We start from the raw sequence: 14598 nt of genomic DNA on the forward strand, positions 1-14598 counted from the left end.
TTTCAGAAGGGCGTGCTGTCTTGATTAAAGTAGGTGTCATAGGCTTGGGCCGTTCCGGCTGGGGTCTGCATGCGACGGCAATGGCCAGACTCCCGGCGCAGTTTCAGATCGTCGCCGCGACCGACCCGATCAAAGAACGGGCCGAACAGGCGGCCGACGAGTTCGGCTGCGCCGCCTATTCCTCGCCCGCGGGCCTGGTCGCCGACGACGATGTCGAACTGGTCGTGGTGGCGTCGCCCAGCCATCTGCACGCGGCGCACGCCGTCCAGGCGCTGGAGCACGGCAGACACGTGCTGGTGGAGAAGCCCTTCTCGCTTTCGCTCGCCGAGGCCGATGACATGTTCGCCGCGGCCAGGCGGGCGGACCGGCTGCTGACCGCCGCCCAGAACCTCAGGTACACGGCCGACTTCGTCAAGGTCCGCGAGGTCGTCGCCTCGGGAAAGCTCGGCGAGATCATCCAGATCGACATCCGGCGGCACGCCTTCAGGCGGCGCTGGGACTGGCAGACGCTGACCGAGTTCGGCGGCGGCATGCTGCACAACGACGCCAGCCACATCGTCGACCAGGCGCTGCTGCTGCTGGGCGAGGCGGACGTGGAGGTCACCTGCTCGCTGGCGCGCACGCCGCTCAGCCTCGGCGACGCCGAGGACCACGCCAAGATCCTCCTTTCCGCCGAGGGACGCCCGCTGGTCGACCTGGAGTTCACCAATGCCTGCGCCTACCCGCAGGACCAGTGGCTGGTGATGGGGACGCGCGGCAGCCTCACCGGCGGCGCGAACCACCTGCGCTGGCGCTACCTCGACCCCGAGCTGCTCGACGCCCGCAAGGTCAGCAGCGAGCCGCCCGAGGATCGCGGCTACAACACCGAGGACCTGCCGTGGGTCGAGGAGGAGTGCCGGCTACCCGCCGAGACGTACGTGTCGAGTCACGTGCGGCTGTACCGGAGTCTGCACGCCACCCTCCGGGACGGCCGGCCGCCGGACATCACCCCCGAGAGCGTCAGGCGGCAGATCGCCGTCCTGGAACGGTGCCGCGGAGCGATAAGGAGTGTCGCGTGAAGCTCGCATTCAGCACGCTGGGCAGCCCCGGCTGGACCTGGAGCCAGGCGGTCGAGGCCGCGGCACGGTACGGCTTCGACGGCATCGAGTGGCGGCTGGTCGACGGCCGCATCATCGACCCGGCCTTCCCGCGCGATCAGGCCACGCGGATCGGCCGGGCGTGCGCCGCGGCCGGGCTGGCCGTACCGGCCCTGGACAGCAGCATCGACCTCGCGGCGCGGCCCGGCCCGGACCGCGACCGGGTGCTGGCCGAGACCCGCGCCATGCTGCGCCTGGCCGAGGCGTTCGGCGCGACGTACCTGCGCGTGTTCCCCGGAGCCTTCGCACCCGAAGCCGGCGCCGCCGAGTGGTTGCGGGAGGCCCTGCGGAGCCTGCGCCCCGACCTGCGCGAGACCGGCGTACGGCTGGCGATGGAGTTGCACGACTCGCGGGACGCACCCGGCATCCGCGGAAAGTCGTGCAGCCGATTCGTGGCCGAGGCGCTCAGCGGCGTCGACTTCCCCGAAGCAGGGGTGCAGTGGGACCTCGGCAACCCGTACCTGGAGGACGAGGACGCGGCGACCACGTGGCGGAACATCCGTCCCTGGCTGTTCTACCTGCAGGTCAAGGACATGATCAAGAAGAACGGCAGGTGGTCCTACGTTCTCATGGGCGAAGGAGAGCTGCCGATCCCTGACGTGCTGAGCTGGCTGGGCGGGAGAGATTTCGATGGCTGGGTCTCCCTGGAGTGGGAGAAGTACTGGAACCCCGAGCTCGCCGAGCCGGAGATCGCGCTGCCGCAGTTCCTCGAGTACATGAAGGACTACCGATGACCATCCACGCGATCATCGGCTGCGGCCGCGTGGCGCCCAACCACGTCGACGGCTTCCGCGCCCTGCCCGGCTGGGACGTGGCGTGGGCGTGCGACCGCGACCCCGGCAGGGCCGCCGGCTTCGCCGCCGAGTTCGGCCTGGGCAGGGCGACGGCCGCCGTCGAGGAGGTGCTCGCCGACCCCGCCGTGACGAGCGTCTCGGTCGCCGTCGACCACGCGCAGCACCACGTCCTGACCGAACAGGCGCTGCTGGCCGGCAAGCACGTCCTGGTGGAGAAACCGCTGGCGCTGTCGAGGCAGGACGGCGAGCGCCTGGTCAAACTGGCGGAACAGCGCGGTCTGGTGCTTTCGGTCGTGTCACAGCACCGCTACGACCCGCTGGTCGTCTCGGTCGCCCGCTGGCTGCGCGAGGGGCGGCTCGGCACGCTGCTGTTCGCCCAGGTGTCACTTGAGGCGTCCCGGCCGGCCGACTACTACGCCGACAGCTACTGGCGCGGCACCTGGGCGGGCGAAGGCGGCTCGGCCCTGGTGAACCAGGGTTACCACTGCCTGGACGTGACCCGGTTCCTGCTCGGCGAACTGGAGGTCAAGGCGGCGATCGCGGGGCGCCGCCGGCTGGCGGACGTGATCGAGACGGAGGACACGCTGAGCGCCCTCCTGCTGGCGGGCCCCACACCGGTCACGCTCAACGTCACCGTCGCGAGCGACACCCTCTGGCGTACCCGGCTGGAGCTGACCGGCAGCGAGGGGGCCGTCTGCTTCGACCTCGACCACCCCAGCACGCTGCATCGTGCCACGGAGGGCGTCGCATCGGCCGAGCACGCTGAAGAGCAGACCGCCGACCAGACCGGGCCCGCCCCCGGCATCGACTACTACGGCATCTCGCACCGCCGCCAGATCGCCAACTTCGCCGCCGCCGTCGAGACCGGAGCGCCGCTGGTGGCCGACGCGCGTACGGCGCTCGGCATGATCGAGCTCCTCGAACAGATCTACGGCGCGGCAGAGAGCGCACGGACATGACCAAGGTGCTCGTCACCGCCGAGGCGTTCGGCTTCGGCCCGGCGTCCAAGCTGCACGCCGTCTGCGTGGAACTGGCCGGTCGAGGGGTCGAGTGCCACTTCGCGGGCGAGAAGTCCGCGCTCACCTTCGCCAAGGTCAACGCGGGCACGTTCGCCTCGATCACCGAGGTCGACTCGATGGCCGGGCTCTCCTCGATCGCGCGTGACGGGTTCGACGCGGCCGTCAGCGTGATGGACCCCTTCCTGCCGCTGTGGGCGCGCCTGAACGACGTCCCCTGCATGTACGTGGACAGCCTCTACTGGTTCTGGCAGTGGGCTCCCGAGCAGGAGGCCGACCTGCAGAAGACCGCCGCCTACCTGCTCTCGTCGGGCGGGCTCGACGCCCTGAGGTCGGTGCCGCTGCACGACAGCCAGTACATCGCGCACTACCTGAGCGACCTGACGTGCGCGCAGCGCGCACCCCAGGCGGGGCCACGGCTCACCAGCCTGCCCGGGCTGCGATGCGTACGGCTGGTCGACGCGATCGTCGACGTCTCACACCGCGCCCCCGCCCCCAGGAACCAGTGGCTGGCGACCACGAGCGGCATGGTCAATCCGCTGCTCCCGGTGGAATCGGCGCTCGTCTGGGTCGAGGTGGTCGGCGCCCTGCTGGCGGAGGCGGCGCGGGCCGCCGGCGCCGACGAGCCGATCGTGCTGGCCGGCAACCCCGTCATCCTCGACAAGGCCGTCGTGCCAGGCAGGATCCAGCTCACCCCGCTGGACCACGGCGCGATCCTGGGCGCCATGAACACGTCGCTGGCCTGCCTCGCGCCGCCCGGCCTGACGACCGCGCTGGAGTGCGCCGCCTACGGCGCGCCCCTGATCCTGCTGCCCGAGCAGCACTACGGCCATCTGGCCAACTACCGCGAGATCGCACGGTGCGCGGTGGCGGGCGCGTTCCCGCACGCGCTGGTCGACCCCGACGGGGAAGCGCCGGGGGACGGCGACATCCTGACGCAGACGCTGGCGGTCGCCGAGCGGCTGAGCCACCACTTCCGCACGCGCAGCGAGGTCTGGTCGCGCATGGTGTCGGAGGTCGCCGGGGCCATGCGCCTGGTACGGCGCGACAGCGGGCGGCTGCACGCCGCGCAGGACGCCGCGATCCGCCGCTTCGCGGGCGGCTACGCGGGGTCGGCCCAGGTGGCCGACGCGCTGGAGTCGATGCTCGATCGGATGGGTGATCGGCAGGTGGCGAGTTGACCACCACGTCGGGCGCGCTCACCTGGGGGCAGGCCGATCTGGTCAACTGGGTCGCCGCGATCGGCGGCGACCTGGCGCACCTGGTCATGATCAGGGACCTGGGTCCCGCGGGCGGAGCGGAGAGCGCGGCCGTCGCGACGTCCGCGCTCCGCACGCTGGAGGCGCGGCACGCGATCCTGCGGACCAGATTCTCGCTGGACGGCCAGGCCGGGCAGACGGTGGACGACGACGCGGGCCTCGACATCAGGCAGGCGTCCGCACCGGTGGCGCCGGCGGCCAACCTCCTCAGGATCCACAGTCGCTACCTGACCGGGCGTGCCACCCTCGTCCCCGAATCCGACCCGCCGATCTGCCTGCTCTACCGGCGTCCCGACGAGCGCTGGGGATCCCTGCTCGTCACCTCTCACCTGGTCGTCGACGGTTACGGGGTCGCCCGCCTGGCCGAGGAGTACCAGGCGCTGGTCGGCGGCGCGCCGCCGACCGCCCTGCCACCGGCGGTCGCCCCGCTGGCGGTCGCCGAGCTCGAGGCGAGCCCGCGCAGGCAGGAGCTGAGCGCACGCAACCTCGCGCACATGCGGGCCGACCTGACCGGGGCCGAGCCATGGCAGGTCGTGCGCGAGCCCGGGTCCCCGGCCACCCGGACCACGGCCAGGTCGGCCACGCTCAAAGCGTGCGTCGACCGCCTCTCCCAGCTCTACGACACGCCCAAGGGCGGCGTGCTGACCGCGCTGATCACCTTGCTCGTCGCACGCGCGTACGGCTTCGGCACCGTCCTGGTCAGGACGCTGTTCCGGATGCCGACCCCGGTGCGCGGCGCCACGTACATCGCGACCAACACCCTGGCCACGGTCACCCCCGTCCGGGTGGACCCCGGCTGGACCATGGAACGCTTCATGAAGGAGAGCTGGGCGTCCTGCGTGAGCTCCTACCGCAGGTGCGTCTATGACCCGTCGTCCTTCGACCGGATGCAGCGCGACGTGGCCGAGTCCCTGGGCGGCACCAGGGTCAACGGCCTGGTCTACCTGAACTACCACGTCATTCCCGACCTGTTCGACTGGAACGCCGAGCCTCGGCAGGAGACCACGAACCTCGACGGGTTCCCCGACGTCTATCGGACGCAGTTCGACGTCAAGGAGTCCTCCGGCGCCCTGACGCTCGTCGTGGACGGCGTCTCCTGGCCTCGGACGGGGGACACCTCCGCGCAGGTTCGCGCGCTGATCGACCTGGCCGCGTCATGCGGCGACGTCCACATGAGCGTGGGTTCGGCGGGATGAGCACGGGCCTGCACACGATCATACGGACGCACGCGGCGCGGATCCCGGACCGCGAGGCCCTCGTCCTCTACCAGGCCGGCGGAGCGGTCGCCAGGCGCACCTGGCGTGAGCTCCACGCCGACGTCGAAGCGCGCGTGGCACTGCTGAGCCGCCACGGCTCGCCTGACCTGGTCATCGTCGAGCTGGGGCGCGGCCTCACGCACGTGATCTCGCTGCTCGCCGCCTCGGCGCTGGGCGCCGACGTCCTGCCTGTCGAGCGGCACCAGGGCTGGCCGAGCAGGACGGAGCCGAGCCATCCGGTGCGCTGGGTGGTCGAGGGCGAGGCGGTCACCGTCGCCGGGCGGGGGCCGGGCGGACGCGCCGCCCCGGCGTATCTGCTGCCCACCGGAGGCACGACAGGCGCGCCCAAGCTGGTCCGCTTCCCGTTCCAGGGCGCGGGACCGCCGCCGCTGATGTACACCCGCTGCGGCTGGCGGACCGGCCAGCGTTCCTTCATCGCGGGCACGCTGACGCATTCGGCGGCCTTCACGTGCCTGGTGTCCGCGCTCGCCGACGCCGGCACGGCGATCCTGACCGAGGTCTTCGACCCGAAGGCCGTGGCGGAGATCATCGGTACGGAACGGATCGGCTGGACGCAGCTCACGCCCACGCACATGCGTCTGCTCCAGCCGCACCTGGGCCGGTCCGCGACCTGGTCCGGTCTCCAAGCGGCGCTGCACACCGGCGGGCCGTGCCCGCCGGACACCAAACGGGCCTGGATCGAGGCGCTGGGGGCCGAGCGGATCTACGAGATGTACGCGGCCACGGAGGGGATCGGCGTGACCCTGTGCCGAGGCGACGAGTGGCTCGCCCGGCCCGGCACCGTGGGCAAGGGCTTCTGCTGCCACGTCAGGATCCTCGACGACCTGGGCAGGCTCGCGCCCACCGGCACGGTCGGGACCGTGCACCTGCGCACCCTGCCGAGCCGGCACGGCGCGCGAGGCGCTCCGCCGTCCTTCCGCACCGTCGGCGACCTCGGCTGGATGGACGCCGACGGCTACCTCTACCTGGCCGGACGATCCGACGACATGGTCCTGGTCGGCGGCGAGAACGTGTATCTCAACGACGTCACCACCGCGATCGCCGGCCATCCTCAGGTGGCCGACGCCGCGGTCGTGGCGGTCGCGGACGAGGACTTCGGCAGGCGGCTGGTCGGGCTGGTCGTCGCCCGCGAGGGGGCGGAACCGTCGGCCAAGGAGCTCGTCGCGCACTGCCTGAGGTCGCTGCCGGTGCCTGCCGTACCGAGGAGATGGCGTTTTGTGGACTCGCTGCGCCGCACCCAGAACGGCAAGACGCGAGCGGATGTCCTGGCGGCCCTGGCCTCCGGTCAGGGCCGCTCGCGTCCGTGACGTCCTATGCCGCCGCGTCGCAGAAGAGCGTGGCCAGGTTCCACAGCTGGAAGCGGGCCGGGCCGCGGATCTCCTGCGCGGGGGTGCCGAGGAGCCGCCCCACGCGCTCGCGGTCCAGGACCGCCCAGGCGGCGTGGCCGGAGTGGCTCGCGACCGCGCCACGGGTCGCGTCGAGGATCGGCTCGATGGGGTCGGAGAGGTCCTGGAACCCCTGCTCAGGTATCCAGGAGGCCGCGGCCGTCTGGTAGGGGAACACCGCCAGTTCGGGGCCGAGAAGATCGAGCAGTTCGCGGTGGAAGACGCCGGAGGTGCGGTCGCGGGCCGGTGTGCCCAGCATGTGCGGCCACAACTTCGGCGAGAGCATCATGGAGACGGCGTCCTCGCGGTGCTCGCGGTTGGTGACGTTCGGCCCATGCCAGGTCGCCTGCCGGTGCAGGTGCAGCGCGTCGGGGACGTCCTCCAGCTTGACGCCCTCGTCGACCTGGGTGCTGACGAACTCGTGCACCCAGGCGCGCAGCAACGCCATCGCCTCCGCGTTCACCAGCGGCGCCGGGTTCCCCATGACGACCATGCCGAGGATCGCGTCGGTCATCTCGTCCACGGTCGTCCCGCGCAGCGGGTCACCTTCGAGGTAGGACTCGAACCCGCCTCTGGCGATCTCGCCCGCCACGCCGTCGAACATCAGGGGCAGCGGGCCGTGGACCTTCTCAAGCTTGATGTCCATGATGTCGTTCAGCGCCGTGGTTCCCGGCGAGGTGAGGCGCAGGACGTCGAGGACGGACGGAAGCCTGCTGTAGAGAGCGGCGTTGACCCCGACCGTGCGTATCGTGTGCTCCAGGCCGAGCTGCCCGGCGATCCTGTTGCCGAGCAGCACGTCTCCGGTGGCCGGGTAGCCCATCTGGCCGGAGAACGCCACGGTGATCGCCGACGGGGTGACCTCCGCGCGGCGCAGCGCCGCCGCGATCACCCGCGAGTCGCGACCGCCGCTCAGCGCGAGCAGCCGCGGCCGCCCCGGCCAATCCGCGAACGCGCGCGCCAGCGAGACCATCAGGCGAGCGGCCTCGTCGTAGTCGGGCTTGGCGGCGAAGATCTCACGGTAGGCGGGGCCGTACGTCTTGACGGTGTGTGAGCCGTCCCGCGCGAAGGTGACCAGCGCGCCCGGCGGGATCCGGTCCACCCCCTCGGCCAGCGGCTCGCCGGTCATGCCCCATCCGGTGGCCAGCAGACAGGCCAACGGCCGCACGCCCTGGCCGGCGTTGGGAGGGGTGACCAGGCTCGCCATATTGCTGATCAGGACCGAGCCGTCACGCTCCGACCGGTACAGCGGCTGGAGCCCGACCGCGTCGCTCAGCACCTGGACGGCCCGGACGTCGGCGCGGACCACGCAGTATCGCCCGTCGAGCTCGGCCGCCCACTCGGCCGGGTCCGCCAGGTAGCCGCGGGCGTCGATGCTGTCGCGGCCGTCGGCCTCGCCGTTCCGCCATCGGACGGGACGGCCCCCGAACAGGGCGAAGGCCCCCTGAGCCGCGGCCGTGTAGGTGACCCCGCCGAGCTGGTCCTCATCGTGTGAGACCCAGTGGCAGGAGGCGCGGCCGTCCTCGGACGCCCACCGGCGGACCGGCCGGTCCGCCAGGAGCGGATAGCGGCGCACCCAGGCGTCGAGGTCCTGCTTGTCCGCGGCGACGGGTTCGCCGATTCTGACCAAGAAGGCGATCATGCTGGCTCCTTCAGTTTCCGGTGCTGACGTAGTGGCGCGACTGGTAGGCGAAGAACCGATAGCCGGCGTAGAGCAGCGCGGGGCCGGCCAGAGGCGCCCCGTAGGCCAGCCAGACCGGCACGAACAGCTCACCCGTGCGCCCGAGAAGGACCGTGCAGGGCAGATAGGCGACGAACGCCAGAGGGAGCACGAAGGTCAGTGCGTAGGCGCCCGCGCGCCCGAAGACCGGCATCGGGTAGGTCCCGAAGTCGGTGAGCATGGTGTTGACCGACGCCTTGGCGCTGAGCATGGGCAACCGGAAGCTCAGCCCGGAGAGCGCGATCTGCACGCCGGCTTCGACCAGCCCACCACCGATCATCGCGGCGGTCAAGAACAGGACCGAGACCGGCGTCCAGCGCACCGGCGCCACCTGCGCCGCGACGATGAGAATCGTCAGCCCGAGTCCCAGGTCGCCGAGTGTGCCGAGGTTGAAGCGAGCGGTCAGCACCTGGACGAACGGGTTCACCGGCCGGAGCAGGAAGCGGTCGTAGTACCCCTCCCTGAGCATGATGGAGACGGCGGCGTGCTGACCGAAGCACGTGGTGCACACGCCGTGCGCGGTCAGCCGCATGCCGTACAGCAGCGCGATCTCGGGGGTCGACCAGCCGGCGATGGCGCCGAACCGGTCCAGCAGCACGCCGATGAACAGCAGTTGCACGCCCTGGACGGCCGCCACGCCGATGATCATGTTGGCGGTGTTGCCGCGGTAGGCGAAGCTCGCCTTCCACGCGGCGCGTTGCAGCACGAGATAAGCCCTGAGCGGGGAGATCGGTCTAGCCACCGTTGATGACCACCCGACGCAGGGCGCGTTTCCACACCAGCCGGCTCAGGTACGCCAGGAGGACCACCCAGGCCACCTGGACTCCGATCGCGGCCAGCGTGTGCGGCCCGGGGGATGGGTCGAAGTAGATCGACAGCGGCGTGAACACCTGCGCGCTGAAGGGCAGGTACCGCAGCACGGCGCCCAGCGCGTCCGGCATGAACCACAGCGGGATCAGCGCGCCCGAGCAGAACGCGGCGGCCATGTGGTAGACCATGATCGCTCCGTAGATCTCCGTGGTCCAGAACGCCGTCAAGGAGACGAGCAGGTTGCACAGCAGGGCGACGGCCATGCCGAGCAGGGAGCTGACGACGAACGCCAGCGTCGTGACCACCCCGGCGGGCGGCGGCACGGCCTGGATCGTCAGCCCGACCGCGATGCCGATCAAGGCCCGGGGGAATCCGGCCAGCGTGGCGCCGAGCTGCTGACCCAGCGACAGGGTGAGCAGGCCGACCGGCCTGATGAGGTCGAAGACCACGTTGCCGTCGTACACGCGGCTCATCAGGCTGGAGAAATGCCACGGCTGGAACGTCACGTTGAAGATCGCGCCCAGGATGGCGTAACCGACCGCGTCGTTGAGCGAGACCCCGGACACGCTGGTCTCGGTGTCGTAGAGCGCGCGCCAGACGAGGTAGACCAGGACGACGCGCAAGGCGAGGCCGATGACGCCGATGAAGACGTCCGACCGGTAGATCAGCACCGACTTCGCGCCCAGCATGACCACGGCCACCCTCATCGGGCCGTGTAGATCTGGTGGATGACCTGCTCCAGGTCGGGTTCCTGGACGGTCAGGTCGACCACGGAGAGCTGCGCGGTGATCCGGCTGATGGCCTCGGGAGTGCTGATCCGCAGGGGGTCGTAACGCACGCTGATGGTCGCCTGCCCGTCGTGGACGGCGGTGTCCACGAGCTGGATGCCCGGGACGTCCCACTCGGGGAACGGGAGCTGCACGGTGACGGTGAGCTCCCGGTAGGGGAGATGCCGCTGCCTGAGCGCCTCAAGGTCGCCGTCATAGACCACCGAGCCGCCGTCGATGACGACCACCCGGTGGCACAGCCGTTCCACGTCGGCGATGTCGTGCGTGGTGAGCAGGACGGTGGTGCCGGTCTCCGCGTTGAGAAAGGAGATGAAGTCCCGGATTCTCGCCTTGGCCACCACGTCCAGGCCGACGGTCGGCTCGTCCAGGTAGAGCAGCGGCGGTTCGTACAGCATGGCCGCGACGAGGTCGCCGCGCATGCGCTGGCCCAGGGAGAGCGAACGCACCGGAGTGTCGATGAAGCTCCCGAGGTCGAGCAGTTCGGTGAACCTGGCCAGCCTCGACCGGTAGTGCGGGCGCTCCATGCCGTAGAGCTTGGCGATCAACTCGAACGAGTCGCGGAGCGGCAGGTCCTGCCACAACTGCGTACGCTGCCCGAAGACCGCGCCGATGGTCCGTGCGTTGGCCTGGCGGTGACGCCAGGGGACCAGCCCGTTGACCTCGATCCTGCCTGAGGTCGGCACCAGCACACCCGTGAGCATCTTGATGGTGGTGGATTTGCCCGCGCCGTTGGGGCCGATGTAGCCCACCATCTCGCCGGCCTCGACGGTCAGGCTGACACCGTCCACCGCCCGGGTGACCACCCGCCGGGTCGTGAAAAGCGACCTGATCCCGCCGAAGGGCCCGGTCGAGCGGGCAGGCCGGGAAAACTCCTTGACGAGATTCTCCGCGATAATCATTGGAACTCCCGGGAAAGGATGTACATATGCCGTCACGCCCTTTGCGAATCCTCGCAGCGCACCTTTCAAGCGAGGCCGGTGGAAATCCCGACCTGCCGCTCATGTATGAAGCCATCGGCCGGGCCGGGCCGATCGAGGTCGAGCCGTATTCGACGGCGGCGTTGCTGCGCGAGAAATGGGACATTGTTCATGTCTACTGGCCTGAGTGGCTCATCCGACGAGACTGCCATATCGCCAGGACCGTTGCGGACTGCGCCCGGGTGCTGGCCGAGTTGAAGCTCGCCAAGGGGCACGGCGCGAAAATCGTGTGGACGGCCAACAACATCCGCCCGCACGAGGTCGACCGCTTCGGCGTGGTCACCGGATTCGTCACGCAGTTCAGCCGCCTGGTCGACCAGGTGATCTCCCCGTCGTACACCTCGCTCGGCCAGTTCCTGCTCGAATATCCGGCGATCAACGACGCCGATCTGCGGGTCGTGCCGACCGGCTGCTATCGCGGGGTCTATCCCGACGACGAACTGTCGATGGCCGAGTCGAGGGAGGTGCTGAATCTGCCCGAGAATGCGCGTGTCGCCGTCGTCTTGGGGGCGGTCCGGCCGTACAAGAACATTCCCCAGCTCCTGCGATGTTATCGAGAGGTGGCCGGCCGCAGGGACGACACCTTCCTGCTGGTCGCGGGAAATCCCGCGAATGAGGAGCTGGACCGCCGGATTCGCCTGGAGTGCGGAAGAACGCCGCGCGCACGCGCGGACCTCGCGTTCGTCCCGGAGGAGGGGATACAGCATTACATTCGGGCCGGAAACTGCTTTGTTCTCGGCACGTCGTTCGCACTCAATTCGGCGAGCGTGCTGCTGAGCCTTTCCTTCGACCGTCCCGTTCTCATGCCGCACCGTGGCGTCGCCGTCGACCTGCTCGACACCGTGGGCGGCGCGTGGGTGCACACCTACGAGGGCGGGATGCGGCCCGCGGTCCTGGAACGGGCCTTCGACATTCAGCAGCCGGCGGGCAGGCCCGAGCTCTACACGTGGGCCGAAGCGGGCCGCGAGCTGTACGACGCCTACCGCTCGCTGGTCGTCCCGCCGGCGGGACAGGAAGAGGACACATGATCCCACGGAAGATCCAGCCGTCGTCGGACACGTCGATGGACGGCTGCGCCGCCGAGCTCGAGAAGGTCCTGGCGGACAGGCGCGGGCTGGCGGAGGCCCCGGTCCTCCTGCGCGGCTTCGACCTCGGTCGGGACCACGACCTGGCCGAGCTGTTCGAACTGCTGGGGCTGGAGCCGATGTCCTACCTCGGCGGCAACTCACCGCGGACCCAGCTCGGCGGCAACGTCTACACCTCCACGGAGTTCCCGCCGTCCGCCGCCATCACCTTGCACCAGGAGCTGTCGTACGAACGCGAAGTGCCCGACCTGCTGTTCTTCCTGTGCGGCAGGCCTGCTCGCGAGGGCGGGGCCACGCCGCTGTGCGACGCGGGCGAGCTGCTCGCGAGCCTGCCACCGGAGATCGTGGCCGAGTTCGAGGCACGCGGCCTGCGTTACGTCCAGCGGCTGGCGCGGGCGGGCGGCCTGGGCAGGACCTGGCGGGAGACGTTCGAGACCGACGACCGCGACACCTGCGAGGAACGGCTGGCGGGGCGCGACCTGAGTCATTCCTGGGAGCCCGACGACGTGCTCGTCCTGGTCCGCGAGCGTACGGCGACGCGCCGGCATCCGCTCGGGGACCGGCGAATCTGGTTCAATCAGGCGGATCAATGGCACCCGTCGAACGTGGGATCGCCCCGGGCCAGAGCCGTGCTCGAAAAGATGTACAACGGAAAGCTGCCGCACGACGTCACCTATGGCGACGGCACTCCGGTGCCCGGCGAATTCATCAGGGAGATTTCCCGGGTTTCGCGGAATATCGCCCATGCGGAGCCATGGCAGGCCGGAGATCTCGTGGTGCTCGATAATCAGGCGACCATGCACGGGCGGGACAGTTATTCGGGTCCGCGTTCGGTATATGTGGCGATGACGCGCGCTACGATGCCGGCATGAGCGAACTTCACGATTTAACGATGCTCGAACAATCGGCGGCCGTTCGCGAGCGAACCGTCTCGCCGGTGGAACTCGTCGAGCATTACCTTTCCCGGATAAGTGTTGCCGACAAGCAGATAGCCGCTTTCGTGACCGTTACCGAGGATTCCGCGCGCGCCGCCGCCCGCGACGCGGAAAAGCTCGTCATGCGATCAGACGCGGACGATCTGCCGCCGCTGCACGGCGTGCCGATGTGTTTCAAGGACCTCACCGCGACAGCGGGGGTACGCACGATGTTCGGCTCCAAGGTGCTGGCCGGCAACGTGCCGACCTTCGACGCCGACGTCGTCACGCTGCTGCGCCGGGCGGGGACGATCGGCCTGGGCAAGACGGCGACCAGTGAGTTCGGTGTCCTGCTGTCGTGCGAGACCCTGGGGCCGCCGACCCGTAATCCATGGCGTACCAGCCTCAGCGCCGGCGGTTCGTCAGGCGGGGCGGGCGCCGCCGTGGCCGCGGGGTTGGCGCCGGCCGCCCAGGGGTCGGACGGCGGCGGTTCGCTGCGCGTGCCCGCCGCGCTCTGCGGGCTGGTGGGGATGAAGCCGACCAGGGGCGTCGTCAGCCATGGCCCGCTGCATTCCGGGATGTTCGGGCTGCCGATCAACGGGCCGCTCGGCCGTACCGTCGCCGATGTGGCCGCCCTGCTCGACGCGATGGCCGTGCCGATGCCGGGCGAGCCGCACCTGCCGCCCCCGCCCCCGCCGGAAGGGTCGTTCCTGGCCGCGCTCGGCCGCCCGATGCGGCCGCTGCGGGTGGGCAGGCACGCTCAGCCGCTGGTGGCGGAGTCCATCGTGGACCCCGAGGTGCTGCGGGTCTGGGAGGAGACGAGCAAGCTGCTCGACGCGCTCGGGCACGAGGTGATCGACATCGACCCGCCGTTCGACCCTTCGGTGGGGCCGCTGCTGGACCAGGTCTTCGGGGTGCTGGCGGCCAACCCGCTGTCACCGGAACGGGAGAAGCTGCTGCACCCGCTCACCCGTTTCGTGCGCGAGCGCGCGTCTTCGGTCTCCGCCTGGACCGTGCTCGGCATGCTGGGGCAGTTGCAGAACGCGGCCAGGTCGGCGATGCGCGCGCTGGCCGACGTCGATCTCGTGCTGACGCCTACGCTGGCGCGCGTGTCGGCGCCGATCGGCTACTTCACGACGCCCGACGATCCCGCTGACCAGCTGGAACGGCAGCGGGAGTTCTCGCCGTTCTGCTCTCCGTACAACCTGACGGGCCAGCCGGCGGTGTCGCTGCCCATGGGGTGGAGCCACGACGGGCTCCCGATCGGGGTCATGCTCGCCGGGCAGCCGGGGGCCGACGCCACCGTGCTGGCCGTCGCGTCGGCCCTGGAGGCGGACAGCCCATGGTCGGATCGGCACCCGGCGATGTGGTTCTAGGCCGCTCAAGTCTCAGGTCGCCTCAAGTCTCAGGTCGCCTTAAGCATCAGGTCGCCTTAAGTTT

13 protein-coding genes are annotated in these 14598 nt (G+C 70.2%); 9 read left to right on the plus strand and 4 right to left on the minus strand.

What is annotated here, in order from left to right:
* Nucleotides 1-20 precede the first annotated feature (20 nt).
* The 6 genes from MBA17_RS15260 to MBA17_RS15285 are packed head-to-tail and all read left to right on the plus strand — an operon-like array spanning nt 21 to nt 6789.
* Nucleotides 21-1058 (plus strand): Gfo/Idh/MocA family protein, encoded by a 1038-nt coding sequence (locus tag MBA17_RS15260; protein WP_274385417.1) that lies wholly within the window; start codon nt 21-23, stop codon nt 1056-1058.
* A complete protein-coding gene (locus MBA17_RS15265) occupies nt 1055-1870 on the plus strand; it encodes a sugar phosphate isomerase/epimerase family protein (RefSeq protein ID WP_238497104.1) in 816 nt (271 codons plus the stop codon). The genes MBA17_RS15260 and MBA17_RS15265 overlap by 4 nt, the downstream gene beginning before the upstream one ends.
* Complete coding sequence (locus tag MBA17_RS15270; protein ID WP_238497105.1) at nt 1867-2889, plus strand: Gfo/Idh/MocA family protein; 1023 nt, start codon at nt 1867-1869, stop codon at nt 2887-2889. Before MBA17_RS15265 ends, MBA17_RS15270 begins: the two co-directional genes overlap by 4 nt.
* On the plus strand, nt 2886-4127 hold the full coding sequence (locus MBA17_RS15275) for a hypothetical protein (RefSeq protein WP_238497106.1): 1242 nt from the start codon (nt 2886-2888) through the stop codon (nt 4125-4127). Before MBA17_RS15270 ends, MBA17_RS15275 begins: the two co-directional genes overlap by 4 nt.
* Nucleotides 4124-5401: a non-ribosomal peptide synthetase domain-containing protein gene (locus tag MBA17_RS15280; RefSeq protein WP_238497107.1), complete on the plus strand. Its 1278-nt coding sequence runs from the start codon at nt 4124-4126 to the stop codon at nt 5399-5401. The genes MBA17_RS15275 and MBA17_RS15280 overlap by 4 nt, the downstream gene beginning before the upstream one ends.
* On the plus strand, nt 5398-6789 hold the full coding sequence (locus MBA17_RS15285; RefSeq protein ID WP_238497108.1) for a class I adenylate-forming enzyme family protein: 1392 nt from the start codon (nt 5398-5400) through the stop codon (nt 6787-6789). Before MBA17_RS15280 ends, MBA17_RS15285 begins: the two co-directional genes overlap by 4 nt.
* 4 nt (nt 6790-6793) lie before the next feature.
* Here MBA17_RS15285 and MBA17_RS15290 read toward each other — a convergent pair whose 3' ends face one another.
* The 4 genes from MBA17_RS15290 to MBA17_RS15305 are packed head-to-tail and all read right to left on the minus strand — an operon-like array spanning nt 6794 to nt 11081.
* Nucleotides 6794-8506, minus strand: a complete 1713-nt coding sequence (locus MBA17_RS15290) for an asparagine synthetase B family protein (RefSeq protein WP_238497109.1) — start codon at nt 8504-8506, stop codon at nt 6794-6796.
* A gap of 10 nt (nt 8507-8516) precedes the next feature.
* A complete protein-coding gene (locus MBA17_RS15295; RefSeq protein ID WP_238497110.1) occupies nt 8517-9326 on the minus strand; it encodes an ABC transporter permease in 810 nt (269 codons plus the stop codon).
* Nucleotides 9319-10101: an ABC transporter permease gene (locus MBA17_RS15300; RefSeq protein ID WP_238497111.1), complete on the minus strand. Its 783-nt coding sequence runs from the start codon at nt 10099-10101 to the stop codon at nt 9319-9321. The genes MBA17_RS15295 and MBA17_RS15300 overlap by 8 nt, the downstream gene beginning before the upstream one ends.
* A complete protein-coding gene (locus MBA17_RS15305) occupies nt 10098-11081 on the minus strand; it encodes an ABC transporter ATP-binding protein (protein ID WP_238497112.1) in 984 nt (327 codons plus the stop codon). The genes MBA17_RS15300 and MBA17_RS15305 overlap by 4 nt, the downstream gene beginning before the upstream one ends.
* Here MBA17_RS15305 and MBA17_RS15310 point away from each other — a divergent pair.
* From MBA17_RS15310 to MBA17_RS15320, 3 genes are read left to right on the plus strand one after another with little or no spacing between them, the layout of a single operon-like run.
* Complete coding sequence (locus MBA17_RS15310; protein ID WP_238497113.1) at nt 11081-12187, plus strand: glycosyltransferase family protein; 1107 nt, start codon at nt 11081-11083, stop codon at nt 12185-12187. The genes MBA17_RS15305 and MBA17_RS15310 overlap by 1 nt on opposite strands.
* Nucleotides 12184-13116 (plus strand): TauD/TfdA family dioxygenase, encoded by a 933-nt coding sequence (locus MBA17_RS15315; RefSeq protein WP_238497114.1) that lies wholly within the window; start codon nt 12184-12186, stop codon nt 13114-13116. The genes MBA17_RS15310 and MBA17_RS15315 overlap by 4 nt, the downstream gene beginning before the upstream one ends.
* A 20-nt stretch (nt 13117-13136) precedes the next feature.
* The gene (locus tag MBA17_RS15320) at nt 13137-14534 is read left to right on the plus strand and encodes an amidase (protein ID WP_238497115.1); all 1398 of its coding nucleotides are present in this window, start codon (nt 13137-13139) and stop codon (nt 14532-14534) included.
* The last annotated feature ends 64 nt before the right edge of the window (nt 14535-14598 follow it).

It is taken from the genome of Dolomitihabitans soli (assembly GCF_022213955.1).
GTDB classification, from domain to species: Bacteria; Actinomycetota; Actinomycetes; order Streptosporangiales; family Streptosporangiaceae; genus Streptosporangium_A; species Streptosporangium_A soli.

Excerpts from the sequence above, each read along its gene's own strand:
- MBA17_RS15270 (WP_238497105.1), top strand. The coding sequence starts at position 1,867 with ATGACCATCCACGCGATCATCGGCTGCGGCCGCGTGGCGCCCAACCAC.
- MBA17_RS15275 (WP_238497106.1), top strand. The coding sequence starts at position 2,886 with ATGACCAAGGTGCTCGTCACCGCCGAGGCGTTCGGCTTCGGCCCGGCG.
- MBA17_RS15285 (WP_238497108.1), top strand. The coding sequence starts at position 5,398 with ATGAGCACGGGCCTGCACACGATCATACGGACGCACGCGGCGCGGATC.
- MBA17_RS15290 (WP_238497109.1), bottom strand. The coding sequence starts at position 8,506 with ATGATCGCCTTCTTGGTCAGAATCGGCGAACCCGTCGCCGCGGACAAG.
- MBA17_RS15300 (WP_238497111.1), bottom strand. The coding sequence starts at position 10,101 with ATGAGGGTGGCCGTGGTCATGCTGGGCGCGAAGTCGGTGCTGATCTAC.
- MBA17_RS15305 (WP_238497112.1), bottom strand. The coding sequence starts at position 11,081 with ATGATTATCGCGGAGAATCTCGTCAAGGAGTTTTCCCGGCCTGCCCGC.
- MBA17_RS15315 (WP_238497114.1), top strand. The coding sequence starts at position 12,184 with ATGATCCCACGGAAGATCCAGCCGTCGTCGGACACGTCGATGGACGGC.
- MBA17_RS15320 (WP_238497115.1), top strand. The coding sequence starts at position 13,137 with ATGCTCGAACAATCGGCGGCCGTTCGCGAGCGAACCGTCTCGCCGGTG.